General features: G+C 68.9%; 18 protein-coding genes. 12 read left to right on the top strand and 6 right to left on the bottom strand.

Translation table 11 applies throughout. From position 1 onward, the window contains the following. Positions 1-2: 2 nt before the first annotated feature. The 3 genes from BLS50_RS10135 to BLS50_RS10145 form a co-directional block, all read right to left on the bottom strand. Positions 3-1907 carry a YadA family autotransporter adhesin gene (locus BLS50_RS10135; RefSeq protein WP_256333988.1) on the bottom strand — a complete coding sequence of 635 codons (1905 nt, stop codon included), beginning with the start codon at positions 1905-1907 and terminating at the stop codon, positions 3-5. Between the two features lie 286 nt (positions 1908-2193). Continuing rightward, positions 2194-4068: a gamma-glutamyltransferase gene (ggt, locus tag BLS50_RS10140; protein WP_074802150.1), complete on the bottom strand. Its 1875-nt coding sequence runs from the start codon at positions 4066-4068 to the stop codon at positions 2194-2196. Between the two features lie 101 nt (positions 4069-4169). Then, positions 4170-5132 (bottom strand): LysR family transcriptional regulator, encoded by a 963-nt coding sequence (locus tag BLS50_RS10145; protein ID WP_074802151.1) that lies wholly within the window; start codon positions 5130-5132, stop codon positions 4170-4172. A 179-nt stretch (positions 5133-5311) separates the two neighbouring features. Here BLS50_RS10145 and BLS50_RS10150 point away from each other — a divergent pair, with 179 nt between their 5' ends. From BLS50_RS10150 to BLS50_RS10190, 9 genes are all read left to right on the top strand, one after another. Continuing rightward, positions 5312-7438, top strand: coding sequence for a 3-hydroxyacyl-CoA dehydrogenase NAD-binding domain-containing protein (locus BLS50_RS10150; RefSeq protein WP_074802152.1), 2127 nt, complete (start codon positions 5312-5314; stop codon positions 7436-7438). 38 nt (positions 7439-7476) lie between these two features. After that, the gene (locus BLS50_RS10155) at positions 7477-8685 is read left to right on the top strand and encodes an acyl-CoA dehydrogenase family protein (protein WP_006477700.1); all 1209 of its coding nucleotides are present in this window, start codon (positions 7477-7479) and stop codon (positions 8683-8685) included. A 14-nt stretch (positions 8686-8699) separates the two neighbouring features. Beyond that, complete coding sequence (locus BLS50_RS10160; protein WP_074802153.1) at positions 8700-9845, top strand: acyl-CoA dehydrogenase family protein; 1146 nt, start codon at positions 8700-8702, stop codon at positions 9843-9845. A gap of 30 nt (positions 9846-9875) precedes the next feature. After that, positions 9876-11081 carry a CaiB/BaiF CoA transferase family protein gene (locus BLS50_RS10165; protein ID WP_074802154.1) on the top strand — a complete coding sequence of 402 codons (1206 nt, stop codon included), beginning with the start codon at positions 9876-9878 and terminating at the stop codon, positions 11079-11081. A 95-nt stretch (positions 11082-11176) separates the two neighbouring features. Further along, the gene (locus BLS50_RS10170; RefSeq protein ID WP_006477703.1) at positions 11177-11482 is read left to right on the top strand and encodes a DUF485 domain-containing protein; all 306 of its coding nucleotides are present in this window, start codon (positions 11177-11179) and stop codon (positions 11480-11482) included. A gap of 11 nt (positions 11483-11493) precedes the next feature. Then, positions 11494-13179, top strand: a complete 1686-nt coding sequence (locus BLS50_RS10175) for a cation acetate symporter (protein ID WP_074802155.1) — start codon at positions 11494-11496, stop codon at positions 13177-13179. A gap of 371 nt (positions 13180-13550) precedes the next feature. Continuing rightward, complete coding sequence (locus tag BLS50_RS10180; RefSeq protein ID WP_006477705.1) at positions 13551-14843, top strand: dicarboxylate/amino acid:cation symporter; 1293 nt, start codon at positions 13551-13553, stop codon at positions 14841-14843. A 4-nt stretch (positions 14844-14847) separates the two neighbouring features. After that, complete coding sequence (locus BLS50_RS10185) at positions 14848-16857, top strand: sensor histidine kinase (protein WP_074802156.1); 2010 nt, start codon at positions 14848-14850, stop codon at positions 16855-16857. 91 nt (positions 16858-16948) lie between these two features. Continuing rightward, positions 16949-18301 (top strand): sigma-54-dependent transcriptional regulator, encoded by a 1353-nt coding sequence (locus BLS50_RS10190; RefSeq protein WP_054928068.1) that lies wholly within the window; start codon positions 16949-16951, stop codon positions 18299-18301. Positions 18302-18404: 103 nt separating this feature from the next. On the opposite strand, the gene BLS50_RS10195 is transcribed toward BLS50_RS10190, so the two are convergent. Continuing rightward, entirely contained in the window at positions 18405-18941 is a 537-nt protein-coding gene (locus tag BLS50_RS10195) for a peroxiredoxin family protein (RefSeq protein ID WP_006490813.1), read from the bottom strand. A gap of 157 nt (positions 18942-19098) precedes the next feature. On the opposite strand from BLS50_RS10195, the gene BLS50_RS10200 reads away from it, so the two are divergent. Next, entirely contained in the window at positions 19099-19671 is a 573-nt protein-coding gene (locus tag BLS50_RS10200) for a hypothetical protein (protein WP_074802157.1), read from the top strand. A 333-nt stretch (positions 19672-20004) separates the two neighbouring features. Here the strand turns inward: BLS50_RS10200 and BLS50_RS10205 are convergent, their stop codons facing one another. Both BLS50_RS10205 and BLS50_RS10210 read right to left on the bottom strand, forming a co-directional pair. Then, positions 20005-21609: a YifB family Mg chelatase-like AAA ATPase gene (locus tag BLS50_RS10205; protein ID WP_074802158.1), complete on the bottom strand. Its 1605-nt coding sequence runs from the start codon at positions 21607-21609 to the stop codon at positions 20005-20007. Between the two features lie 277 nt (positions 21610-21886). Further along, on the bottom strand, positions 21887-22138 hold the full coding sequence (locus tag BLS50_RS10210; RefSeq protein WP_006489451.1) for an accessory factor UbiK family protein: 252 nt from the start codon (positions 22136-22138) through the stop codon (positions 21887-21889). Positions 22139-22493: 355 nt separating this feature from the next. On the opposite strand from BLS50_RS10210, the gene BLS50_RS10215 reads away from it, so the two are divergent. Together BLS50_RS10215 and BLS50_RS10220 are read left to right on the top strand one after the other, a co-directional pair. Continuing rightward, entirely contained in the window at positions 22494-22832 is a 339-nt protein-coding gene (locus BLS50_RS10215) for a P-II family nitrogen regulator (RefSeq protein ID WP_006398175.1), read from the top strand. A gap of 37 nt (positions 22833-22869) precedes the next feature. Then, a complete protein-coding gene (locus tag BLS50_RS10220; protein ID WP_074802159.1) occupies positions 22870-24372 on the top strand; it encodes an ammonium transporter in 1503 nt (500 codons plus the stop codon). The last annotated feature ends 190 nt before the right edge of the window (positions 24373-24562 follow it).

The raw sequence follows: 24562 nt of genomic DNA on the forward strand, positions 1-24562 counted from the left end.
CGTTACCAGCGATAGCCGGCGCCGGCGCCGACCGCGACCGTGCCGCGGGTATTGGTCGACCCGGATGCCTTGACCACCCAGCGCCCGTTGCGGGTGGCGGTCGACAGGCCGAACGCGACGGCCGACTGCCCGCTGTAGGTGCCGCCGGCGATCGCCACCATGCTTTCGCCCGCCAGCGATGCCTGCGGCAAGTTCGCGATCGCTACCGCCGACGCAATACCGCCGCTTGCGTCGCGCCGGTAATGATCCATGTCGGAACGAACGCTGCCGATGTGGTCGTTCAGTTGCTGCACGTTCACGGCATCGGTCGGCGCGGTGCCGGCCTTCACGTTGGTGATTTGCCGCTCCTGACCGGGCGCGCCGACGGACACCGTGTTGTCGCGATCGGCGACGGAGCCGTTGCCGAGCGCCACCGAATTGTTGCCCGACGCCGTCGTGTTGTTGCCGATCGCGAGGCTGCCGTTGCCGGATGCGCTCGAGTTCGGGCCGAGCGCCATCGAATCCGAGCCGGTCGCGCCCGAGCCGTCACCCAGCTGCGCCAGCTGGCCGCCCTGCCCGGTCGGCGGCCGGGTGTTGGGGCCGACCTGCTCGATGTTCTTGATGCGCGTGTCGAGCGATTCCAGGCGCGTTTCGAATTGCTGCTGCATCGAGAAGAGCTGCCCGCCGTTGACGGCCTGCATGCTGCTCGCCGCGATCGCGCCTGCCTTGACGTTGTCGAGCAAGGTGCCGCCGACGCCGCCGAGCGTCGCGCGATTCAGCGTCAGGTCGTCGTACACGATCGCGCCGAGCGCCTTGCCGTTCGGATCGATCAGCCCGGTCGCCTTGAGCTGCGCGACCGTCACGGCATCGGTGTCGCCGGTGCCGTTCGACAGGCCGGTCAGCGTGCGCGTGCCGTCAGTGCCGCCGACGCTGACCGACGTGCCGCCCTTGTCGGCGCCGATCGAGATCGCGAGATTCGCCGGGTCCTGCCGGACGAGGCCGGTCGTGCCGTTGTCGAGCCGCGTGCCGAGATCGGTGACGTCGTTGCGGATCGACGTGACGTTGTTTTCGACGGTGGTGACACGCCCGTCGATCGTCGTGACGCGTCCGTCGAGTTGGGTCAGCGCACCGCCGACGGTGTTGAACGATCGCCCGTCCACCGTGTAGTTCGGGCCGCGCACGGTGCCGTCCGCGTTGACGGCCGCATCGCCGCCGAGCGCAGCGACCACGGGCTTCAACTGCGACAGGTTGGTTGCGTCGGTATCGCGCGTGCCTGCGCCGAGGTTGACGAGCTGGCGCTGGGTGTCCGCCGTGCCGATCGACACGGTGTTCGTGCGATCGGCGACGCTGCCCTGGCCGAGCGCGACCGCACCGTGCGCAGTGACCTTCGCGTCCGCGCCGAGCGCCAGCGCGCGATTCGCGTTGACGCTTGACGACACGCCGAAGGCGCTCGAGCGATCGCCGTGGACGTTCGCCGCTTCGCCGACGGCGATGGTCGAGCGACCATTGGCGACGGCCCTGTCACCGATCGCGATCGCGGAATAATCGCTACCGGTTTCGCCGGTCGCCTTCGCGCCCGCACCGATTGCGATCGAGCCGGCGCCCGAGGCGATCGGGTCGCCGCTGTCGCCGCCCTTGACGATCAGGTTGGTCTCGACGAGATCGGTGCCGGACGCGTGGCCGTAGCACGGCGCGAGTGCGGCGATGGCGAGGGCGAGCGCCGACAGGCGGGCGGACGGCGTGCGTTGTCGTTTGAGCGAAGCATGCGAGCGGGCACGCGTCGCACGCGAGTGTGCAGCGGAGATACCTGACATATTAATCGTAGTCCTGATCAACGTTATGCGTGACGCAGCCGGATGACGCCTGTGCGGCTTCGTCGAAAGGCAGGGGTGAAGTGTGGTGGTGCGTGTGCGGTGAACCGCAATCACGTCGCCCCGATGTAAGGGGAGCGACTATACGGACGCACGCAGGCGCCGTCGATCAGACAGTTTCGAAATTGATTGGGCGGATATAGGACGCGCTACGAGCGCATGATCGCGTGCCGGCCGGTGTCGCCGGGATGGATCGGGTACAGGCGGGGCGTTGAGGCAGCGCGCGGCCGGGGCCGGCGGGCGCGGGGAGAGGGCGGGGGCGCATGGCGCATGAACGCCGGAGCCTCATGGGCGGTGCGCGCCGCTTCACGCACACCGCCACCGACGGACGAACATCGTCCGCTCAATCGCCCATCGCGACCCCTTCCCGGCGTGGGTCCGCGCCGCCGAACCACACCGTCTGCCCCTGCACGTTCAGCCGCTGGATGCCCTGCAGCCCCGAGTTCATCTCGACGATCTGCACGTCGTGCCCGCGGCCCTTCAGCCCGTCGGCGAGCGCGTCCGACACGCGGCCGCGTTCGAGCTGCGTCGGCCCGTTCATCGACCCGAAGTTCGGCAGCGCGATCGCCTGCTGCATCGTCATGCCCCAGTCGAGCACGCCGACCAGCGTCTTCGTCACGTGATTGATGATCGCGGGGCCGCCGGCCGAACCGACGATCATCGTTACCTGCTTCGTCTTCTTGTCGAACACGAGTTCCGGCGACATCGCCGAGCGCGGTCGCTTGCCCGGCTGCACGCGGTTCGCGATCGGCCGGCCGTCGTCGTTCGACGCGAACGAGAAATCGGTGAGCTGGTTGTTCAGCATGAAGCCGCGCACCATCAGCCGGGAGCCGAACGCGTCCTCGATGCTGGTCGTCATCGACAGCGCCTGGCCGTAGCGGTCGACGATCGCGATGTCGGAGGTCGACGGCAATTCGGGGCTGCGGTCGTCGGCCAGCGCGAGCGCCGCGCCCTGCGGCGTGCCGGCCTGCGCGACGCCCATGCTGGTGTCGCCGATCAGCCGCGCGCGCTGCGCGAGATAGGTCTTGTCGGTGAGGCTCGCCCAGGTGCCGCCCGGCAGCGGCACGAAATCGGGATCGGCCACGTAGCGCGCACGGTCCGCGTACGCGAGGCGCCCGGCTTCGCTGAACAGGTGCGCAGCGAACGGCGTCGGCTCGTAGCCGACCTCGTTGCGCACCGGTTTCTGCGCGCCGATCTGTTGCCAGTCGGGCATCGCTTCGAGGATGCCGAGCATCTGCGCGATCGCGAGGCCGCCCGACGACGGCGGCGGCATCCCGCACACGACCGAGCGCCGGTAGTCGGCGCACAGCGGCGCGCGCACCTTCGCCTTGTAGCGCGCGAGATCCTGCAGCGACAGCAGCCCCGGGTTGGTCGGGTGCTTGCGCACCTTCGTCACGATGTCGCGCGCGATCGCGCCGCCATAGAACGCGTTCGCGCCGCGGTCGGCGACCTGGCGCAGCACGGTCGCGAGCGCCGGGTTCTTCAGCACCGTGCCGGCGGCCTTCGGCGTGCCGTCCGCGTTGTAGAAGTACGCGCGGGCGGCCGGGTCGTTCTTCAGGTACCTGTCGTTCGCGATCAGCATCGCCAGGCGCGGGCTGATCGTGAAGCCGCGTTCGGCGAGCCGGATGGCCGGCTGGAACAGCCGGCGCCACGGCAGCTTGCCGTGCGCGCGATGCGCGGCGTCGAGCATGCGCAGCACGCCCGGCGTGCCGACCGAGCGCCCGCCGACGACACCTTCGTAGAAGCCCATCGGCTGGCCGGTCGGCCCGTAGAAGAGGCGTTCGGTCGCGGCGGCCGGCGCGGTTTCGCGGCCGTCGTACGCCTGCGTCGTCTTGCCGTCGAAGTACAGCATGAACGCGCCGCCGCCGATGCCCGACGATTGCGGCTCGACCAGCGCGAGCACCATCTGCGTCGCGATGGCCGCATCGATCGCGGTGCCGCCCGCCTTCAGCATGTCATAGCCGGCTTGCGTCGCGAGCGGGTTCGCGGCCGCGATCATGAAGTGCTGCGAGGTCCAGCCCGACTTGTCGGTCCAGCCGGACGACAGTTCGGGCGCGTGAACGCCGGGCAGCGGGACGGCCGCGCCCGACGCGGCGGCGACCGGGACGACGGCGCCCGACGGCGCGGACGGGGACGTGCAGCCGGCGTTCAACGCGACGAACGCGACGGCGGCGAGCAGCGTCCAGGGACGCGAATGCGGACGAATCCGGTCGAACATTGAACCCTCGGCAGCAGTGAATTCGAAGGAGGCGGCGGCGTTGATGTTGACGTTGACGTTGACGTCGGTGCGGGCGCAACGGTGCGGCCCGCCCCGGCGCGCTATTGTCGCCGCGGGCCCGCCGGCTTGTCATCCGTCAGGAAACCCTGACGCATCCCGCCGGGCCCGCCCCGGCCGGACTTTCCGGCCTGTTCGAGGATGAACTCTATGAACGTGGAAGTCGCGCGCGTGTGGTGGCGGTTCGGCATGTACAGCATGTACATGTGGGTACCGAAGATGCTGAGCCGGTACGCATCGAGCGACGTGACGACGGTGCCGTGCCGCAGGTCGTCCTGCATCACGTAGTCGGGCACGATGCCGACGCCGATCCCCGCGAGGATCGCCTGGCGCAGGAACAGGAAGTTCTCCGAAATCAGCGTCGGCTCGAGCAGCACCTCGTGGCGTTCGTCGCCGAGATACGCGGCGATGCGGAGCTGCCGGCCCATCACCGTCGCGGTGACGACCGGCGCGGCGGCCAGCGCGCCGAGGCTCGCCGGCATCCCGTGCGCGGCCGCGAACGCGGGCGACGCGCATGCGACGTAGCGCACCGCGCCCATGTCGCGGGCGACCAGATTCTGCGGCGGCTCGGACATCACGCGGATCGCGATGTCGACTTCGTCGCGCATCAGGTCTTCCACGCGATTCTCGAACACCACGTCGAGCACGATGCCCGGATGCCGCCGCTTGAACGCGAGCAGCCAGTCGGACATCACGATCTGCCCGTAGCCGCTCGGCACCGACAGCCGCACGCGGCCCTGCAGGTCCTGGCCGAGCGTCGTCACCGACTCCTGCGCGGCGAGCAGTTCGTTGCGGATGCGCCGGCCGTGCTCGTACAGCTTCAGCCCGATCTCGGTCGGCTCCATGCGCCGCGTCGTGCGCCGTACCAACTGCTGGCCGATCGAGCGCTCGAGCTGGTTGAGCCGGTAGCTGACGTTCGCCCGGCTCATCTTCAGCCGCTGCGCGGCCTTGCTGAGATTGCCGGCGTCGAGGATCTCGACGAGCAGCGTCAGCGCGTTCAGGTCCATGCGGGGTCTCTCCTGATCCGGCCCGTTAATCGGATCGATGCGGTCTGAAACGGTCCGAAAGCATTCAGTGTCAAGTCAGACTTGACAGCTTGTAAAGGCGTGCGGGAATTGTCAATGAATCTCGATCAATCGAGAATCAGGGCATGCCTGCTGCCTCGACAGCTTCGACAGGAGACGCCATGAATTCCCCCGCCATCCCCCCAACCGGCACGGTCACGCGCGAACGGCGCGACAAGGTGCTCGTCGTCACGATCGACCATCCGCCCGTCAACGCGCTGTCCGCCGACGTGCGGCGCGGCCTCGCCGATGCGATCGACGCCGCGCACGCCGACGACGCGATCCGCGCGGTGCTGATCGTCGGCGCCGGCCGCAACTTCATCGCGGGCGCCGACATCCGCGAATTCGGCAAGCCGCCCGTACCGCCGTCGCTGCCCGACGTGTGCGAGCGGATCGAATCGGGTACCAAGCCGGTCGTGGTCGCGCTGCACGGCGCGACGCTCGGCGGCGGCCTCGAAGTCGCGCTGGCCGCGCATTACCGGCTCGCGGTGCCCGGCGCGAAGCTCGGGTTGCCCGAAGTGACGCTCGGCCTGCTGCCCGGCGCGGGCGGCACGCAGCGTGCGCCGCGTCTGATCGGCGCGAAGGCCGCGCTCGACCTGATGCTGACGGGCCGCCATGCGAGCGCGGAGGAAGCGCTCGCGCTCGGCCTCGTCGATCGCATCGCGCACAGCGACGACACGCTCGCCGAAGGGCTCGCCTATGCGCAGGAACTCGTGTCGCTCGGCGCGCCGGTGCGCCGCACGCGGGACGCGCAGGGGCTGGCCGACCGCGCGGCCGCGCAGGCCGCGATCGACGCGGCGCGCGCGGAATTGCCGAAGAAGTCGCGGGGCCTGTTCTCGCCGGCGAAGATCGTCGACGCGGTCGAGGCCGCGCTCACGCAGTCGTTCGACGCGGGGATGAAGCTCGAACGCAGCCTGTTCCTGCAATGCCTCGACAGCCCGCAGCGCGCGGGCCTCGTGCATGCGTTCTTCGCGGAACGCGAAGCGGCGAAGGCGCCCGAGGCGCGGCGCGCGAGTGCGCGGCCGGTCGAGCGGATCGGCGTGGTCGGCGGCGGCACGATGGGCGCGGGCATCGCGGTCGCGGCGCTCGACGCCGGGCTGCCGGTGACGATGATCGAGCGCGACGAAGCATCGCTCGCGCGCGGCCGGGCGCACGTCGAGAAGGTGTACGACGGCCTCGTCGCGAAAGGGAGGATGACGCCGGCCGCGCACGCGGCGCGGCTCGCGCGCTTCAAGGGCAGCACGTCGTACGACGCGCTCGCGCAGGCCGACGTCGTGATCGAAGCCGTGTTCGAGGACATGGCCGTGAAGCAGGCCGTGTTCGCCGAACTCGCCCGCGTGTGCAAGCGGGGCGCGGTGCTCGCGACCAATACGTCGTATCTCGACATCGACGCGCTCGCGGCGAGCATCGACCGGCCGGCCGACGTGATCGGCCTGCATTTCTTCTCGCCGGCCAACGTGATGAAGCTGCTGGAGATCGTCGTGCCGGCGCGGGTGAGCCCGGACGTCGTCGCGACCGCGTTCGCGCTGGCCAAGCAATTGAAGAAGACGCCGGTGCGCGCGGGCGTATGCGACGGCTTCATCGGCAACCGGGTCCTCGCCGTTTATCGGACGGCTGCCGACTACCTGATGGAAGACGGCGCGTCGCCGTACCAGATCGATCGCGCGGTGCGCGGGTTCGGCTTCCCGATGGGCCCGTTCCAGGTGGTCGATCTCGCGGGCGGCGACATCGGCTGGGCGACCCGCAAGCGCCGCGCGGCGACGCGCGATCCGAACGCGCGCTACGTGGAGATTTCCGACCGGCTGTGCGAGCGCGGCTGGTTCGGGCAGAAGACCGGCCGCGGCTACTACCTGTATCCGGACGGCGCGCGCGTCGGCACGCCCGACCCGGAAGTGGACGCGATCGTCGCGGAAGAACGCGCGAAGAAGGGCATCACGCCGCGCACCTTCTCCGACGACGAGATCCTGCGCCGCTACCTCGCCGCGATGATCAACGAAGGCGCGAACGTCGTGCACGAGAAGATCGCGCTGCGCCCGCTCGACGTCGACGCGGTGTTCCTGCACGGCTACGGCTTCCCGCGCTATCGCGGCGGCCCGATGCACTACGCGGACACGGTCGGCCTCGCGAACGTGCTCGCCGATATCCGCGCGTTCGCGAAGGAAGATCCGCTGTTCTGGAAGCCGTCGCCGCTGCTCGTCGATCTCGTCGCGCGCGGCGCCGATTTCGCGAGCCTGAACCACATCGACTGAACACCCACCGCACCCACCGCATTTGCCACGGACCGAAGATGGACCTGAATTTCACCCCCGAAGAGGAAGCCTTCCGCACGGAAGTGCAGCGCTTCCTCGCCGCCGAACTGCCGGCGCGTACCGCGCGCAAGGTGAAGGGCGGCCTGCACCTGACGCGCGACGACATGCGCGAATGGCACGCGATCCTCAACGCGCGCGGCTGGCTCGCGAGCCACTGGCCGCGCGAATACGGCGGCCCCGGCTGGAGCGTCGCGCAGAAATTCCTGTTCGACAACGAATGCGCGCTCGCCGGCGCGCCGCGCATCGTGCCGTTCGGCGTGAACATGCTCGGCCCGGTGCTGATCAAGTACGGCAACGAAGCGCAGAAGCGTCACTGGCTGCCGCGCATTCTCGACGGCACCGACTGGTGGTGCCAGGGTTATTCGGAGCCGGGCGCCGGCTCCGATCTCGCGGCGGTGAAGACGAGCGCGGTGCGGCGTGTGGATGCGCAGGGAGCTCACTACGTCGTGAACGGCCAGAAGACGTGGACCACGCTGGGCCACTACGCGAACATGATCTTCTGTCTCGTGCGCACCGCGACCGACGTACGTAAGCAGGAGGGCATCAGCTTCCTGCTGATCGACATGAATACGCCGGGTGTCGAAGTGCGCCCGATCATCACGCTCGACGGCGAGCACGAGGTGAACGAGGTGTTCTTCACCGACGTGCGCGTGCCGGTCGAGAACCTGGTCGGCGAAGAGAACCGCGGCTGGACCTACGCGAAATACCTGCTCACGTACGAGCGCACCAACATCGCGGGGATCGGCTTCTCGACCGCCGCGCTCGACCGGCTGCGCGCGGTGGCCGCGAAGGTCACGAAAAACGGCCGGCCGCTGGCCGACGATCCGTTCTTCGCGGCGCGGCTCGCCCGCGTCGAGATCGAACTGGAAAACATGCGCACGACCAACCTGCGCGTGCTGGCCGCGGTCGCGGGCGGCGGCGTGCCGGGCGCGGAAAGCTCGATGCTGAAGATCCGCGGCACGCAGATCCGCCAGGAGATCACCGCGCTGATGCGGCGCGCGATGGGGCCGTACGCGCAGCCGTTCGTCGACGACGCGCTCGACGCCGATTACGACGGCGAACCGGTCGGCCCGGAAGAAGCCGCGAGCGCCGCGCAGCAGTATTTCAACAACCGCAAGCTGTCGATCTTCGGCGGCTCGAACGAGATCCAGAAGAACATCATCGCGAAGATGATGCTCGGGCTGTAACGAGGGACGCGACGATGGATTTCCAGCACACAGAAGACCGCCGGATGCTGGCGGACACGTTGAACCGCTTCATCGCCGAACAGTACGCGTTCCCGGTGCGCGACCGCATCGCGCAGTCGGCCGAAGGGTTCGATCGCGCGATGTGGCAGCGCTTCGCCGAACTCGGCACGGTCGGCGCGCTGTTCGCCGAAGCCGACGGCGGCTTCGGCGGCGCGGGCTTCGACATCGCCGTGGTGTTCGAATGCCTCGGGCGCGGGCTCGTCGTCGAGCCGTTCCTCGGCGCGCTGCTCGCGGGCCGTGCGCTCGCGCTCGCCGGCGGCGCCGCGCATCGCGACCGGATCGCCGCGCTGATCGACGGCAGCGCGAGCGCCGCGTTCGCGCACGACGAACCGGGCTCGCACTACGAACTGACGACGGTGCGCACGCGCGCCGAACGTTCGGGCGACGGCTGGGTGCTGACCGGTGCGAAGGGCGTCGTCGACCAGGCCGCGCAGGCGGCGTTCTTCGTCGTCAGCGCGCGGGTGTTCGGCAACGACGACGACGCGGCCGGCATCGGCCTGTTCGTCGTGCCGGCCGATGCGCCGGGCGTGTCGTTGCGCGATTACAAGAAGATCGACGGCGGCCGCGCGGCCGAAGTGCGCTTCGAGCGTGTCGCATTGCCGGCCGACGCCGCGCTCGGCGCGCCGGATGCGCTCGACGGCGAAGCGGGCGCCGAGCTGCTCGAACGTGTGCTCGGCTACGGGCTGCTCGCGCTGTCGGCGGAAGCGCTCGGCGCGATGGACGTCGCGAAGGAGCACACGCTCGACTACCTGCGCACACGCAAGCAGTTCGGGCTGCCGATCGGCAGCTTCCAGGCGCTGCAGCACCGGATGGCCGACCTGCTGCTCGAAGTCGAGCAGGCGCGCTCGGCCGTGATCAACGCGGCCGCGCAGCTCGATGCGCCGCGCGCGGTGCGCGAGCGCGCGCTCGCGGCGGCGAAATACAGCATCGGCCGGATCGGCACGCTCGTCGCCGAGGAAAGCATCCAGCTGCACGGCGGGATCGGGATGACGTGGGAGCTGCCGCTGTCGCACTACGCGAAGCGGCTCGTGATGATCGATCACCAGCTGGGCGACGAGGATCACCATCTCGCGCGCTACATCGCGCTGTCGAAACAGTAAGGGCGCACGGCGCGAATGGAGGAGACAAGGATGACGAACGAACGGTGCGCGCTGCCGCTGGCCGGCGTGAAGGTGCTCGATTTCTCGCGCGTGCTCGCGGGCCCGTGGTGCGCGATGGTGCTTGCCGATTTCGGTGCGGAAGTGATCAAGGTCGAGCATCCGGCGCGCGGCGACGATACGCGCGACTGGGGGCTGCGGATCGGCGACACCGAAACCACTTATTTCAACAGCGTGAACCGCAGCAAGCGGTCGATCTGCGTCGACCTGCAGACAGAAGCCGGCCAGCGCATCGCGCGCGAGCTGGCCGCGCAGGCCGACGTGGTGATCCACAACTTCAAGTGCGGCGGCGCGGAGAAACTCGGGCTCGGCTACGACGCGCTGGCCGAACTGAATCCGCGCCTCGTGCACTGCGCGATTTCCGGCTACGACCGGTCGGGCGCCGAAGCCGCGCGGCCCGGCTACGACCTCGTCGTGCAAGGCGAGGCGGGGCTGATGGCGCTGAACGGCGAGGCCGGCCAGCCGCCGCTGAAGTTCGGCGTCGCGGCGGTCGACCTGTTCACCGGCATGTATTCGGCGCAGGCGATCCTCGCCGCGTTGTACGAACGCCATGCGACCGGGCGCGGGCGCCGCATCGAGATGGCGCTGTTCGATTGCGGGCTGATGATCACCGCCTACTACGGGCTCGACGCGCTGCTGATGGGCGAGGACCCGCCGCGCTACGGCAACGCGCATCCGTCGATCGTGCCGTACGGCGTGTTCGACGCGGCCGACGGCCCGCTCGTGATCACGGTCGGCAACAACACGCAGTTCGCGCGCTTTTGCGACGCGATCGAGCGGCCCGATCTCGCGGCCGACGAACGCTACAAGACCAACCTCGGCCGCTCGCAGAATCGTGCCGACCTGCTGCCCGAGATTCGCCGCGAACTCGCGCGGCGGTCGCGCGCGACGCTGCTGGCGGCGCTCGCCGACGCGGGCATTCCGTGCGGCGAAGTGCTCGGATTGCACGAAGCGCTGACGTCCGAACGCGCCACCCGCGCCGGGCTCGTCACGCGGCAGCCGCATCCGGCCGCGGGCGCGGTCGACGTGCTCGCGCCGCCGTACCGCTTCGACGGCGCGCGGCTGCCGGTGCGCGGTGCGCCGCCGGTGCTCGGCGCCGATACCGACGCGGTGCTCGGCGGCTGGCTCGGGATGTCGGCGGAGGACGTCGCGCGGCTGCGGGCGGATCGCGTCGTGTAGATCGCTTGTTCCGCCGCGGCGCGGGCGGTGAGTCGACGCGCGCCGACCATTCCACAAAACACCGCTCGCAATGATGAGCCGGAAATGGAGACACCATGGAGCTTTCCGTCATCGAATCGGTCACGGCGCGCCGCGACTACCAGCAGCTTGTGCGGGCCCGGCGCCGCTTCAGCTTCACGCTCACCGCGTTGATGATCGCCACGTACTACGGCTTCATCCTGCTCGTCGCGCTCGCGCCGCACGTGCTCGCCGCGCCGCTGTACCGCGGCGCGACGACGACGGTCGGGATCGCCGCGGGCGTCGCGATCATCCTGATCGCGATCGGCCTGACCGCGTGCTACGTGCTGCGCGCGAACCGTGCGTTCGACCGCCGCGTCGACGCGATCCTGCAGCGTTCGTGACGGAGGCCCGCATGCGATTCCTTTCGAGCGCGCTCGTCGCGCTGACCGTTCTCGTTTCCTCCACCGCCCATGCCACCGGCATCGCCGGCCCGATGCCCGACAAGGTCGAGCTGAACCTGGTCGCGATCGGGATGTTCTTCGCGTTCGTGTTCGCGACGCTCGCGCTCACACGCTGGGCCGCGCGCCGCACGCGCTCGACGCGCGACTTCTACACGGCCGGCGGCGGCATCACCGGGCTGCAGAACGGGCTCGCGATCGCGGGCGACTACATGTCGGCCGCGTCGTTCCTCGGGCTGTCCGGGATGGTGTTCATGTTCGGCTTCGACGGGCTGATCTACTCGATCGGCTTCCTGGTCGGCTGGCCGTTCGTGATGTTCCTGATCGCCGAACCGCTGCGCAACCTCGGCAAGTTCACGTTCGTCGACGTCGTCGCGTACCGCTTCGCGCAGCGGCCGATCCGGCTGCTGACCTCGGCGAACGCGCTGACCATCGTCGTGCTGTACCTCGTCGTGCAGATGGTCGGCGCGGGCAAGCTGATCCAGTTGCTGTTCGGGCTGTCGTACGGCACGGCCGAGCTGATCGTCGGCGTGCTGATGGTCGTCTACGTGTTCTTCGGCGGGATGACCGCGACCACCTGGGTGCAGGTGATCAAGGCCGTGCTGCTGCTGTGCGGCGCGACGCTGCTGGCGTTGCTCGCGCTCGGCGAATTCGGCTTCAGCATCGATGCGATGTTCCGCCGCGCGGTGGCCGTGCATCCGGGCGCGCTGTCGATCATGGGGCCCGGCAAGCTGATCCGCGACCCGGCCAACGCGCTGTCGCTCGGCATCGCGCTGATGTTCGGCACGGCCGGCTTCCCGCACATCCTGATGCGCTTCTTCACGGTGCCGAACGCGAAGGAGGCGCGCAAGTCGGTGCTCTACGCAACCGGCTTCATCGGCTACTTCTATCTGCTGACCTTCGTGATCGGCTTCTCGGCGATCGTGCTGCTCGCGCAGCATCCGGAATTCTTCCGGCTCGGCGCGAACGGCACGTTCAACCTGACGCACGACCTGCTCGGCGGCTCCAACATGGTCGCGGTGAAGCTCGCGCAGGCAGTGGGCGGCAACTGGTTCTACGGGTTCATCGCGGCCGTCACGTTCGCGACGATCCTCGCGGTGGTCGCGGGCCTGACGCTCGCCGGCGCGACGACGATCTCGCACGACCTGTATGCGCAGATGTGGGCGCGCGGCAAGCCCGACGAACGGCTCGAGATGCGCATCTCGCGCGCGGCGACGATCGGGCTGTCGGCCGTCGCGATCGCGCTGTCGATCCTGTTCGAGCACGTGAACGTCGCGTTCATGGTCGGGCTCGTCGCGGCGGTGGCGGCGAGCGCCAATTTCCCGGTGCTCGCGATGTCGATCTTCTGGCGCGGGATGACGACCCGCGGCGCGGTGCTCGGCGGCGGCCTCGGCCTCGTGTCGGCGGTCGCGCTCACGGTGTTGTCGAAGTCAGTGTGGGTCGACGTGCTGCACCACGCGCACGCGGCGGTGTTCCTCGACAACCCGGCGCTGGTGTCGGTGCCGCTCGCGTTCGTCGGGATCGTGGTCGGTTCGCTCGCGGATCGTGGCGAGCGCGCACGCCGCGAGCGCGACGCGTTCGCGCAGCAGGAGTTCTACGCGCAGACCGGCCTGCTGGCCGGCGAGGCCGTGCAGCACTGATTCCTCTGGTGAAACGACGCATCCGTCCGGATCGCCGGACGGATATTTTCCGGAAATCCGGAATCCCGGATTTCCTTGCCTGCCGCATTATGGGAAATACAATGAAAACAACGGCTTGAGGGGTTCCGGAAACCTGGCATCGACCTTGCGATATAAAGCGCACGGCCATCCCCCGGCCGAACTACTACAGCAAGCAAGGAGACAACCGATGACCAATGCCTTCCTCCCCCTCCGGATGTCCTGAGGCATCGCTTGTTGCGGCACGGCGGCCGCGCGGGCGAATGGCTTCGGGGGGGATTGCCCCCCGTTCTCGTTCATCCCTGCGCGCGTGACGCCGTTTCCACGGCTCATCTACTTCAGCAGGAACCATCGTGAAGAAGAAACCCTTCTACAAAGTGCTCTATGTGCAGGTGATTTTCGCCATCATCGTCGGCGTGATCCTCGGCCACTTCTACCCATCGATCGCCACCGACATGAAGCCGCTCGGCGACGGGTTCATCAAGCTGATCAAGATGGTGATCGGCCCGATCATCTTCTGTACGGTCGTCACCGGCATTGCCGGCATGGAGGACATGAAGAAGGTCGGCCGCGTCGGCGGCAAGGCGCTGCTGTACTTCGAGATCGTGTCGACCTTCGCGCTGCTGCTCGGCCTCGCGGCCACGCACCTGCTGCGTCCGGGCGTCGGCTTCAACATCGATCCGGCGACGCTCGACGGCAAGGCCGTCGCGTCGTACGCGGCCAAGGCGCACGGGCAGTCGACGGTCGACTTCCTGATGCACATCATCCCGAACACGATGGTCGACGCGTTCGCGCAGGGTGAAATCCTGCAGATCCTGCTGATCGCGCTGCTGTTCGGCAGCGTGCTCGCGCACCTCGGCGAGCGCGGCCGCGTGGTCACCGACTTCATCGACGGCCTGACGCGCGTGCTGTTCGGCATCGTGCACATCGTCACGAAGCTGGCCCCGATCGGCGCGTTCGGCGCGATGGCGTTCACGATCGGCAAGTACGGCGTCGGCTCGCTGGTGCCGCTGCTCAAGCTGATCGGCACGTTCTACCTGACGTCGGTCGTGTTCGTGCTGGTCGTGCTCGGCGCGATCGCGCGCTTCACCGGCTTCTCGATCATCCGCTTCGTGTCGTACATCAAGGAAGAGCTGCTGATCGTGCTCGGCACGAGCTCGTCGGAAGCCGCGCTGCCGCAGCTGATGGAAAAGCTCGAGAAGGCCGGCTGCTCGCGTTCGGTCGTCGGCCTCGTCGTGCCGACCGGCTACTCGTTCAACCTCGACGGCACCAACATCTACATGACGATGGCCGTGCTGTTCATCGCGCAGGCGACCAACATCGAGCTGACGTGGATGCAGCAGCTCACGCTGCTGGCCGTCGCGATGCTGACGTCGAAGGGCGCGAGCGGTGTGACCGGTGCGGGCTTCATCACGCTGGCCGCGACGCTGGCCGTCGTGCCGACGATCCCGCTGTCGGGCATGGTGCTGATCCTCGGCATCGACCGCTTCATGAGCGAATGCCGTGCGCTGACCAACATCGTCGGCAACGGCGTGGCCACCGTCGTCGTGTCGGCATGGGAGAAGGAGCTCGACCGCAACAAGCTGCGCCAGGCGCTGAAGGGTGGCGGCGAAGTCGCGCCGACCGAGACGACGGCCGGCGTCTGACGTCATGAAGGAGCAGGCGGCGGCACCGCCCGCCGGCCGGGCGGCCCGCGGCGGCCGGGGCATCGAGGCGGAGGCCTATGACACAATAGGCGATCCGCATCGCCAGGAAGCCTCGACCGTGACGCGCCGCCTGCTCATCCTCGTCGTGCTCGCCGCCGCGCTCGTCGCGGCGTGCGCGCTGACGTGGACGATCACCTGGCAGCGCGGCGTCGCCGAGCTGCAGCGCAATGCCGCGGTGCGGGTCGACCGCACCACCAGCGCGCTCAAGAGCACGCTCGACCGCTACGAATCGCTGCCTTATCTGCTCGGCAGCCATCCGTACGTGCAGGATCTGCTCGCCGACCCGAAGCGCGGCGACTACACCGCCCGCGTCAACCGCTATCTCGAAGACCTCAACGAACACGCGCACGCGACCGTCACCTACGTGATCGGCGCGGACGGCCTGTGCGTCGCCGCCAGCAACTGGCGCGCGCCCGACAGCTTCGTCGGGATCGAATACCGTTTCCGCCCGTATTTCCTCGACGCGATGAACGGCCAGGTCGGCCGCTTCTTCGGGATCGGCACGATCTCGCGCGATCCCGGCTACTACATCTCGCAGCCCGTGTGGCGCGACGGCAAGATCGCGGGCGTCGTCGTCGTGAAGCTCAACCTCGAATGGTTCCAGGGCGCCGACGCGTCCGAGCCGCTCGTCGTCGTGGACGATCACGGCGTCGTGTTCCTGTCGTCGGTGCCCGCGTGGAAGTACCACACGCTGCGCCCGCTCACGGGGCCGGTCGCCGCGTCGATCTACGAAACGCGCCAGTACGCGCAGCAACCGGTCACGCCGCTGCCGCTGCGCGTCGAGCAGACGCTCGGCGCCGACGCGGAAATCGTGCGCCTCGGCGCCGGCCGGCGCGCGCCGCGCTTCCTCGCCAGCAAGCGCCGGATCGGCGAGCCCGACTGGCTGCTCGTCACGCTCGCGCCGCTCGCACCGATCGACGCGGATGCGCGCAACGCGACGATCGTCACCGGTTTCGGCTTCGTGTCGGTCGCGCTCCTGGCGTTCTACTGGCGGATGCGCCGCGCCCGCGTGCGCGAGATGATCCGTGGCCGCGCGCTGCTGCAGCAGGCGTACGCGGAGCTGAACCGGCGCGTCGAGGAGCGTACGGCCGATTTGTCCGAAGCGAACGAGCAGTTGCAGAAGGAAGTCGGCGACCGGATTCGCGCGGAGCAGGAGCTGCGCGCCGCGCACGACGAACTGATCCAGGCGAGCAAGCTCGCCGCGCTCGGCCAGATGGCGGCCGGCATCACGCATGAGCTGAACCAGCCGCTCGCGGCGCTGCGCAGCTTCTCGGACAACACGCGCGTGCTGCTCGATCGCGGCGAGCAGGCCGCCGCGCGCGAGAATCTCGAGGCGATCGCCGCGCTCACCGAGCGGATGGGCAAGATCACCAACCAGCTGAAGCTGTTCGTCGGCCGCGCGAAGCCGCGCAACGAGCGGGCACTCGTCGTGCGCGCGCTGCGCAGCGTGCTGTCGCTGCTCGGCGAGCGCCTGCGCGGCGTCGCGCTGACGCTGACGCTGCAGGACGCGACCGTGTCGCCCGCGCACGACGCGCCGCTCGACCTGGCGCGCGACTATCCCGAACTCGTCGCGCGCTGCGAGGACCTGCGCCTCGAACAGGTGCTGATCAACCTGCTCGGCAACGCGCTCGACGCGGTGGCCGGCGTCGCGGCGCCGGCCATCGAGGTGACGATCGCGGTGTCGGCCGCGACGCTCGCGGTCGAGGTGCGCGACAACGGCTCCGGCATTGCGCCCGATCTGCTGCCGCGCCTGTTCGAGCCGTTCTTCACGACCAAGGAAATGGGGCGCGGGCTCGGGCTCGGCCTCGCGATCTCGTCGTCGATCGCGAGCGACGCGGGCGGCGCGCTGACGGCACGCAACGCACCGTCGGGCGGCGCGCTGTTCGTCTTGACGCTGCGGCGCGCCCGCACGCATCATCCGGACTCCGTGTCCGAGCCGGCGGGCTCGCATTAATTAGCGTGAACAGGCCGGTCGACGAACGATCGGAATCAACGAGAGCCGCACGCGCCAGCGCCGCGCGGCCTGTCAGGAGCAAGTGACCAAGATGGCCAACCGGCTGCAAGTGATCTATATCGAAGACGATGCGCTCGTGCGCCGGGCGAGCGTGCAGAGCCTTCAACTGGCAGGCTTCGACGTCGCCGGCTTCGAGTCGGCCGAGGCGGCCGAGAAGGCGATCGTCGCGGATACCGCCGGCGTGATCGTCAGCGACATCCGGCTGCCCGGCGCGAGCGGGCTCGACGTGCTCGCGCAGTGCCGCGAGCGCGTGCCGGACGTGCCGGTGATTCTCGTCACCGGGCACGGCGACATCTCGATGGCCGTGCAGGCGATGCGCGACGGCGCGTACGACTTCATCGAAAAGCCGTTCGCGGCCGAGCGCCTGATCGAGACGGTGCGCCGCGCGCTCGAGCGCCGCGAGCTCGTGCTCGAGAACCACGCGCTGCGGCGCGAGCTGGCCGGACAGAACGTGGTCGCGCCGCGCATCATCGGCCGCAGCCCCGCGATCGAGCAGGTGCGCAAGCTGATCGCGAACGTCGCGCCCACCGACGCGTCGGTGCTGATCAACGGCGACACGGGCGCCGGCAAGGAACTGATCGCGCGCAGCCTGCACGAGCTGTCGCCGCGCCGCGACAAGCCGTTCATTGCGGTCAATTGCGGCGCGCTGCCCGAGCCGATGTTCGAGTCGGAGATGTTCGGCTACGAGCCCGGGGCGTTCACCGGCGCGGCGAAGCGGCGCGTCGGCAAGCTCGAATACGCGTCCGGCGGCACGCTGTTCCTCGACGAAATCGAAAGCATGCCGCTCGCGCTGCAGGTGAAGCTGTTGCGCGTGCTGCAGGACGGTGTGCTGGAACGGCTCGGCTCGAACCAGCCGATCCGCGTGAACTGCCGCGTGGTCGCCGCTGCGAAGGGCGACATGAGCGAGCTCGTCGCGGCCGGCACGTTCCGGCGCGACCTGCTGTACCGGCTCAACGTCGTGACGATCGCGCTGCCGCCGCTCGCCGAGCGCCGCGAGGACATCGTGCCGCTGTTCGAGCACTTCATGCTCGATGCGGCCGTGCGCTACGGGCGGCCCGCGCCGGTGCTGACCGACCGGCAGCGCGCGAGCCTGATGCAGCGCGACTGGCCGGGCAACGTGCGCGAGCTGCGCAATGCGGCCGACCGCTTCGTGCTCGGCGTGGCCGACATGCCGCCGGAAACGGGCGCGGGCGACGACGCCGACAACGACCAGACGCTGAAGGAGCGCATCGAGCAGTTCGAGCGCGCGGTGATCGCCGAGGCGCTGAACCAGACGGGCGGCGCGGTCGCCGCGACGGCCGACCGGCTGCATGTCGGCAAGGCGACGCTGTACGAGAAGATGAAGCGCTACGGGCTGTCGGCGAAAGGCGAAACCGAGCGCTGAAAAGCAAACGGACCGCGGAACCGGGGTGCCCGGTCATGCGGTCCGTTGTTTTACCGAAAGAGGCGGTGCGGTGCGCGCCCCTTCGAATCCGATGCGGCGGCGCTCAGGCCGCGTTGCCGTCGAGCGCCTTCTTGAGCAGCGCGTCGAGTTCCGCGAATTGCGGCGCGCCGACGTAGCGCTTCAGGATCTTGCCGTCCTTGTCGACGACGAAGGTCGTCGGCGTGAGTTGCACGTTGCCGAACTGCTTCGCGACGCTGCCGTCGTCGAGCGCGACCTTGAACGGCAACTGGCGCGTCTGCGCGTAGTTCGCGACGTACATCGGCGGATCGTAGTTCATCGCGACCGCGACGAATTCCAGTCCCTGGCCCTTGAAACGATTGTAGGTATCGACCATCTGCGGCATTTCCTGCATGCAGGTCGCGCAGCTCGTCGCCCAGAAGTTCACGAGATAGACCTTGCCTTTCAGGTCGCCGGCGGTCGAGACCTTCTGGCCCGACAGCAGCGTGAAGGTCGCGTCCGGCACGCTGGACTTGCCGTTGAACGCGAAGAAGCCGGCGACGGCGATCGCCGCGACGACGGCGGCCGCGACGATATAGCGGACGGGGCCGGTACTGCGGCGGGCGGGAGGCGTGGTGTTCATCTGGTGCTCTCGGAGTCGATGACGCGGATCGATGCAAAGGACGTCGAAATTCGGCGCTCATTTTAGCGCGAATGCGGCGCGCGCACCGGCGGCGGCCGCGCATCCCGGTTTTCAGGTTCGGCGGATAATGGCCGTTTTGCCTGCCGCGATCCACGCCATGCCGAAGGAAGTCATCGATTCGTTGCGCCCCCTTTTTCGCCCGCTGCGACACTTCGCCGCGCTGGCCTGCATGAGCGCCGCGCTGGCCGCGTGCTCGCCGTCGTACGACTGGCGCACGCTGCACAACGATGCCGGCTACACGATCGACCTGCCGGCGAAGCCGACCGTCGAGGAGCAGCCGGTGGCGCTCGGCGGCACGTCGATGCCGATGCGGATGCAGGCCGCGCACGTCGACGGCGCGGTGTTCGCGGTCGGCACGCTGACGCTGCCGGACGACCGCGACGACACGCGCCGCACGGCACTCGACTTCCTGCGCGCGGGGCTGTCGCGCAACCTCGAAGGCGCGCCGCAGACGGCCGCGGTGCCCGTGCCGCTCGCCGCCGGCGGCGCGGTGAACGGGCTCGAACTGCGTATCGCGGGGGCCGCCGCCGGCGGCGATCGCGCGCGCAAGACGATCGTCGCGCGGCTTGCCGCGCGCGGCCGGCACGCATACCAGGCCGTCGTGATCGCCGACGGGCCGCTCGCGCAGGAGCAGCTGGACCAGTTTTTCGGCTCGTTCAAACTCGATTGACGACGGCCGGCGAGGGCGCTCCGACAGGCAACGGCAACTGAAAGTTCATTCGCAGCTTTCGACGCTAATCACCGGATTTTGCGAGGGTTTTTCGGCTATCCACAGCGCATGTGGATAACTTTGTTGAAAAGTCGCACGGATTTCCCGCAAAGCCGCGCCGGACGGCCCTCCGGCTCGTTTGGTCGCCCATTCGCCCTTTGAGAAAAATCAATCAAAACAACGGGATACGCATTCCGCCCGGCAAAGGCCGCGGCGAGCCGCGATCCGGGGCCGGATTAGGGGAATTGTGCATAAGTCAAGTCTTGACAGCCTGATTTTGTCCTCCCAGCGCGCCTACAGCGCCGTCAGCGCACGCCGGTAGCGGATCGCCTCGGCGATCTGCGCGGCCGTCGGCAGCGGGTCGCCGGCCAGATCGGCGATCGTCCGCGCGACTTTCAGCACGCGGAAATACGCGCGCGCCGACCACCCGAAGCGCTCGCCGGCCTCGCGCAGCAATCGCTCGCCTTCGTCGGTGGGCCGGCACAGGTCGTCGGTTTCGCGACCGCTCAGCATGTGATTCGTCTTGCCCTGCCGAGCGAGCTGCAGCGCACGCGCCTGTGCGACCCGGGCGGCCACCGCCGCACTCGGCTCGCCGGGCGCCGTCGCGCGGGTCGCGAGTTCCGCCGGCGACAGCGCGGGCAGGTCGATCTGGATGTCGATGCGATCGAGCAGCGGCCCCGACAGCTTGCGCAGATAGCGGGCGGCCACGTCCGGCGAGCAGCGGCAGCGCCCGGACGGATCGCCGTGCCAGCCGCACGGGCACGGATTCATCGCGGCGATCAGCTGGCATGCGGCGGGGAAGTCGGCCTGCTGGGCCGCGCGCGAGATCGTGATGCGGCCGGCTTCCAGCGGCTCGCGCAGCATTTCCAGCACGTGCCGGTCGAATTCCGGCAGTTCGTCGAGAAACAGCACGCCGAGGTGCGCGAGCGTGATTTCGCCCGGCTGCGGCGGATTGCGGCCGCCGACCAGCGCGGCGGCGCTCGACGAGTGGTGCGGCGCGCGGAACGGCCGGCGGCGCCACTGCGCGGGTGAGAAGCCGAGCCGGCTCGCGGACAGCAGCGCGGCCGAGGTCAGCGCCTCGTCGTCGGTCAGCGGCGGCAGCAGCCCGGCGAGGCGCGCGGCCAGCATGGACTTGCCGGCGCCGGGCGGGCCGACCATCAGCATGTGATGGCCGCCCGCGGCCGCCACTTCCAGCGCGCGCCGGGCGCCGCGCTGGCCGACGACGTCCGCGAGGTCGGGCGCGGCGGGTGCCGGCAGGCCGTCGAGGCAGGGCGCCGCGACCGGCGCGAGCCGCCCGTCCGGCGCATCGGCGAGGTGCGCGCACAGCGCGGGCAGGTCGCGTGCACCGAATACGGTCACGCCCGGCACGAGCGCGGCCTCGGCGGCGCTGTCGAGCGGCAGGTACAACTCGGGCGGACGCGATGTCGCGGTGCAAGCGCGCGTCTCGCCGCCATCCAGGCCCGGGCCGCCGGCTAGGCCCGCGCCGGACGCCTCCGTGCGCCAATCCCGCGCGGCGCCGCACGCCATCGCGAACGCGCCGCGCATCGGCCGCAGTGCGCCCGTCAGCGACAGCTCACCGGCGAATTCGCGGCCGGCCAGCGCGTCGGCCGGGATCTGGCCGTTCGCGGCGAGGATGCCGAGCGCGATCGGCAAATCGAAGCGGCCCGATTCCTTTGGCAGATCGGCCGGCGCGAGATTGACGGTGATGCGGCGCACCGGGAATTCGAACCCGCAGTTCTGCAGCGCGGCGCGCACGCGCTCGCGGCTTTCGCGGACTTCGAGATCGGGCAGGCCGACGATCGAGAACGACGGCAACCCGTTGGCGAGATGGACTTCGACGGTGACGTCCGGCGCGCGGCCGGAGGCGGGCGCGCGACTGCGCACCACGGCGAGCGACATGGCGAGGCTCCTGTAAAAGCAGGCGGACGACAGCCGTTCGGGGCCGCATGCCGCGGGAATCGGAGGAATCGGGTGCGCGCTTGCCGGCGTGGCGCGGGGAAAGAACGAGGTGTTGCGGAACGACGAACTGCGAAGAGCGATGGACAGCGAAGAGCGGGGTGCTGCGAAGAGCGATGGACAGCGAAGAGCGGGGTGCAGCGAAGAACGACGGACGACGAAGCGTGGCGGAAGGTGGCGGATGCGGGCCGCACGACGCGGCCCGCATCCGGGTAGAGCGTCAGGCCTGCGGGGCCGCGAGCTTCTGCTCGAGTTCGGCGACGCGCTTTTCGAGTTCCTCGAGGCGCACGCGGGTGCGGGCGAGCACCTGCGCCTGGGTGTCGAATTCCTCGCGCGTGACGAGATCGAGCTTCGAGAAGCCTTGCGACAGCATGGCCTTCACATTGCGCTCGACGTCCTTGGCCGGCGAGTTTTTCAGCAAATCGCTGACGCGCGACTGCAGATCGTTGAAAACGTCGCTGGGTTGCTTCATGTGATTTCCCTTCCTTGCACAAAAAATGTGCATCTTCAGTTGCGTACGTGCCCATGATGCACGCATGACCGGAAATGGTGCGCGCGGGGCGCGAATTCCGGGCATGGCGCCCGCATGGGTGAATGGCCCGGCGATCCGGGACGTGCGTGCACTCTAGCAACGATCCTTTCGCCGCGCCAGCAAACCGGGCCATGTTGGCCATTCGGCCGGGCTTTCGCGCCTTACATCGCGGGATGTGACCCCGTTCCGGAGCCGTTCGAGACGGTGTTCGGGCCAACATGGCATGCGAGTTGCTGAGAAGAGTCCGTTACAACATTCCAACTCATTCGACGGGACAACCCAGCGAGAGGACTTCATGAAACTCATTACCGCAATCATCAAGCCGTTCAAGCTCGATGAGACGCGCGAGGCGCTGTCGGCGCTTGGCGTCTCCGGCATCACGGTGACGGAGGTGAAAGGGTTCGGGCGCCAGAAGGGGCACACCGAGCTGTACCGCGGCGCCGAATACGTGGTCGATTTCCTGCCGAAGATGAAGATCGAGGCGGCCGTGTCCGACGATCTCGTCGACCAGGCGGTGGAAGCGATCGAGCGGGCCGCGCGCACCGGCAAGATCGGCGACGGCAAGATCTTCGTCACGCCGATCGAACAGGTGATCCGGATTCGCACCGGGGAGACAGGCGCGGACGCGCTGTAACAGAACAGACAAGACAAGCGACAAGAGGAAACCCAAGATGCGAAAACTTCTGATGTCCCTGCTGATGGCCGGTTCGCTGATCGCGACCGGCGTCGGCTCCGCGCTCGCCGACGACGCGGCGTCCGCCGCGGCAGCTTCCGCGCCTGCCGCCACCGCTTCCGACGCATCGGCCGCCGCTGCACCGGCCGCATCGGCGCCGGCCGCCGACGCATCCGCCACCGCCGCTGCCGCACCGGCTTCGGGCACGGCCGACGCATCGGCTGCCGCGTCCGCGCCGGCCGCTCCGGCCGCGCCCACCGCCCCGTTCTCGGTCGATTCGTCGAAGATCAGCGCGGGCGACACCGCCTGGATGCTGACGTCCACCGCGCTCGTGCTGTTCATGACGATCCCCGGCCTCGCGCTGTTCTACGCGGGCATGGTCCGCAAGAAGAACGTGCTCGCGACCGTGATGCAGAGCTTCGCGATCACCGCGGTGATCACGGTCCTGTGGACGGTGGTCGGCTACAGCCTCGCGTTCACGCCGGGCAACGGCTTCATCGGCGGGCTGTCGCGTGCGTTCCTGCACGGCATGAACTACATCAAGGGCGACAAGGCGACGACGCTGACCGTCAGCCATCTCGCGTCGACGATTCCGGAATCGGTCTACTTCGTCTACCAGATGACGTTCGCGATCATCACGCCGGCGCTGATCTGCGGCGCGTTCGCCGACCGGATGAAGTTCTCGGCGATGCTCGTGTTCATGACGCTCTGGTCGCTGATCGTCTATGTGCCGATCGCGCACATGGTGTGGGAGCCGACCGGCTGGCTGTCGGCCGACGGCGTGCTCGACTTCGCGGGCGGCACGGTGGTGCACATCAACGCCGGTATCGCGGGCCTCGTGTCGTGCCTCGTGCTCGGCAAGCGCGTCGGCTACGGCCGTGAATCGATGGCGCCGCACAACCTGGTGCTGACGATGATCGGCGGCTCGATGCTGTGGGTCGGCTGGTTCGGCTTCAACGCGGGCTCCGCGGTCGCGGCCGACGGCCGTGCCGGCTTCGCGATGCTGACCACGCAAGTGGCGACCGCCTGCGCGGCGCTCGGCTGGATGTTTGCCGAGTGGATCGCGAAGGGCAAGCCGTCGGTGCTCGGCATCGTGTCGGGCGCGGTCGCGGGTCTCGTGGCGATCACGCCGGCCGCCGGTTTCGTCGGCGTGGCGGGCGCACTGGTGATCGGTATCGCGGCGGGCGTCGTCTGCTTCTGGTCGGCTACCTGGCTCAAGTCCAAGCTCGGCTACGACGATTCGCTCGACGCGTTCGGCGTGCACGGCATCGGCGGGATTCTCGGCGCACTGCTGACGGGCGTATTCGCGGTCAAGGACATCGGCGGCTTCGACGGCAGCCTCCTGCTGCAGGCCAAGGGCGTGCTGATCACGCTGGTCTACAGCGGCGTGCTGAGCTTCGTGCTGCTGAAGCTGATCGACCTGACGATCGGCCTGCGCGTGACCGAAGAGGAAGAGCGCGAAGGTCTCGACGTGATCCTGCACGGCGAGCACGTGGAATAAGTCACACGAATCAACGGCGGGCCGCCGCGACGACGGCGCCCGCCCCGAATGAGCGCAGCGACTTCGGCCCGCCTACCCGGCGGGCTTTTTTTCTCCTGTCACGCGCTGCCGTAGCGGATAACCCTTCACTCTATCGGGTCAATAGCCGAAAAGTTCCTCGATATCCTTGCGAAGCCGGGAACAATCCCCA

Origin of the sequence: Burkholderia orbicola (genome assembly GCF_900100915.1) — a bacterium.
GTDB classification, from domain to species: Bacteria; Pseudomonadota; Gammaproteobacteria; order Burkholderiales; family Burkholderiaceae; genus Burkholderia; species Burkholderia orbicola.

What these genes read in the sequence shown, in the direction of transcription:
- BLS50_RS10195 (WP_006490813.1), bottom strand. Translation starts at nt 18,941, where the DNA reads ATGAACACCACGCCTCCCGCCCGCCGCAGTACCGGCCCCGTCCGCTAT.
- BLS50_RS10155 (WP_006477700.1), top strand. Translation starts at nt 7,477, where the DNA reads ATGGACCTGAATTTCACCCCCGAAGAGGAAGCCTTCCGCACGGAAGTG.
- BLS50_RS10160 (WP_074802153.1), top strand. Translation starts at nt 8,700, where the DNA reads ATGGATTTCCAGCACACAGAAGACCGCCGGATGCTGGCGGACACGTTG.
- BLS50_RS10175 (WP_074802155.1), top strand. Translation starts at nt 11,494, where the DNA reads ATGCGATTCCTTTCGAGCGCGCTCGTCGCGCTGACCGTTCTCGTTTCC.
- BLS50_RS10200 (WP_074802157.1), top strand. Translation starts at nt 19,099, where the DNA reads ATGCCGAAGGAAGTCATCGATTCGTTGCGCCCCCTTTTTCGCCCGCTG.
- BLS50_RS10210 (WP_006489451.1), bottom strand. Translation starts at nt 22,138, where the DNA reads ATGAAGCAACCCAGCGACGTTTTCAACGATCTGCAGTCGCGCGTCAGC.
- BLS50_RS10220 (WP_074802159.1), top strand. Translation starts at nt 22,870, where the DNA reads ATGCGAAAACTTCTGATGTCCCTGCTGATGGCCGGTTCGCTGATCGCG.
- BLS50_RS10165 (WP_074802154.1), top strand. Translation starts at nt 9,876, where the DNA reads ATGACGAACGAACGGTGCGCGCTGCCGCTGGCCGGCGTGAAGGTGCTC.
- BLS50_RS10170 (WP_006477703.1), top strand. Translation starts at nt 11,177, where the DNA reads ATGGAGCTTTCCGTCATCGAATCGGTCACGGCGCGCCGCGACTACCAG.
- BLS50_RS10150 (WP_074802152.1), top strand. Translation starts at nt 5,312, where the DNA reads ATGAATTCCCCCGCCATCCCCCCAACCGGCACGGTCACGCGCGAACGG.
- BLS50_RS10215 (WP_006398175.1), top strand. Translation starts at nt 22,494, where the DNA reads ATGAAACTCATTACCGCAATCATCAAGCCGTTCAAGCTCGATGAGACG.
- ggt (WP_074802150.1), bottom strand. Translation starts at nt 4,068, where the DNA reads ATGTTCGACCGGATTCGTCCGCATTCGCGTCCCTGGACGCTGCTCGCC.
- BLS50_RS10145 (WP_074802151.1), bottom strand. Translation starts at nt 5,132, where the DNA reads ATGGACCTGAACGCGCTGACGCTGCTCGTCGAGATCCTCGACGCCGGC.
- BLS50_RS10190 (WP_054928068.1), top strand. Translation starts at nt 16,949, where the DNA reads ATGGCCAACCGGCTGCAAGTGATCTATATCGAAGACGATGCGCTCGTG.
- BLS50_RS10185 (WP_074802156.1), top strand. Translation starts at nt 14,848, where the DNA reads ATGAAGGAGCAGGCGGCGGCACCGCCCGCCGGCCGGGCGGCCCGCGGC.
- BLS50_RS10205 (WP_074802158.1), bottom strand. Translation starts at nt 21,609, where the DNA reads ATGTCGCTCGCCGTGGTGCGCAGTCGCGCGCCCGCCTCCGGCCGCGCG.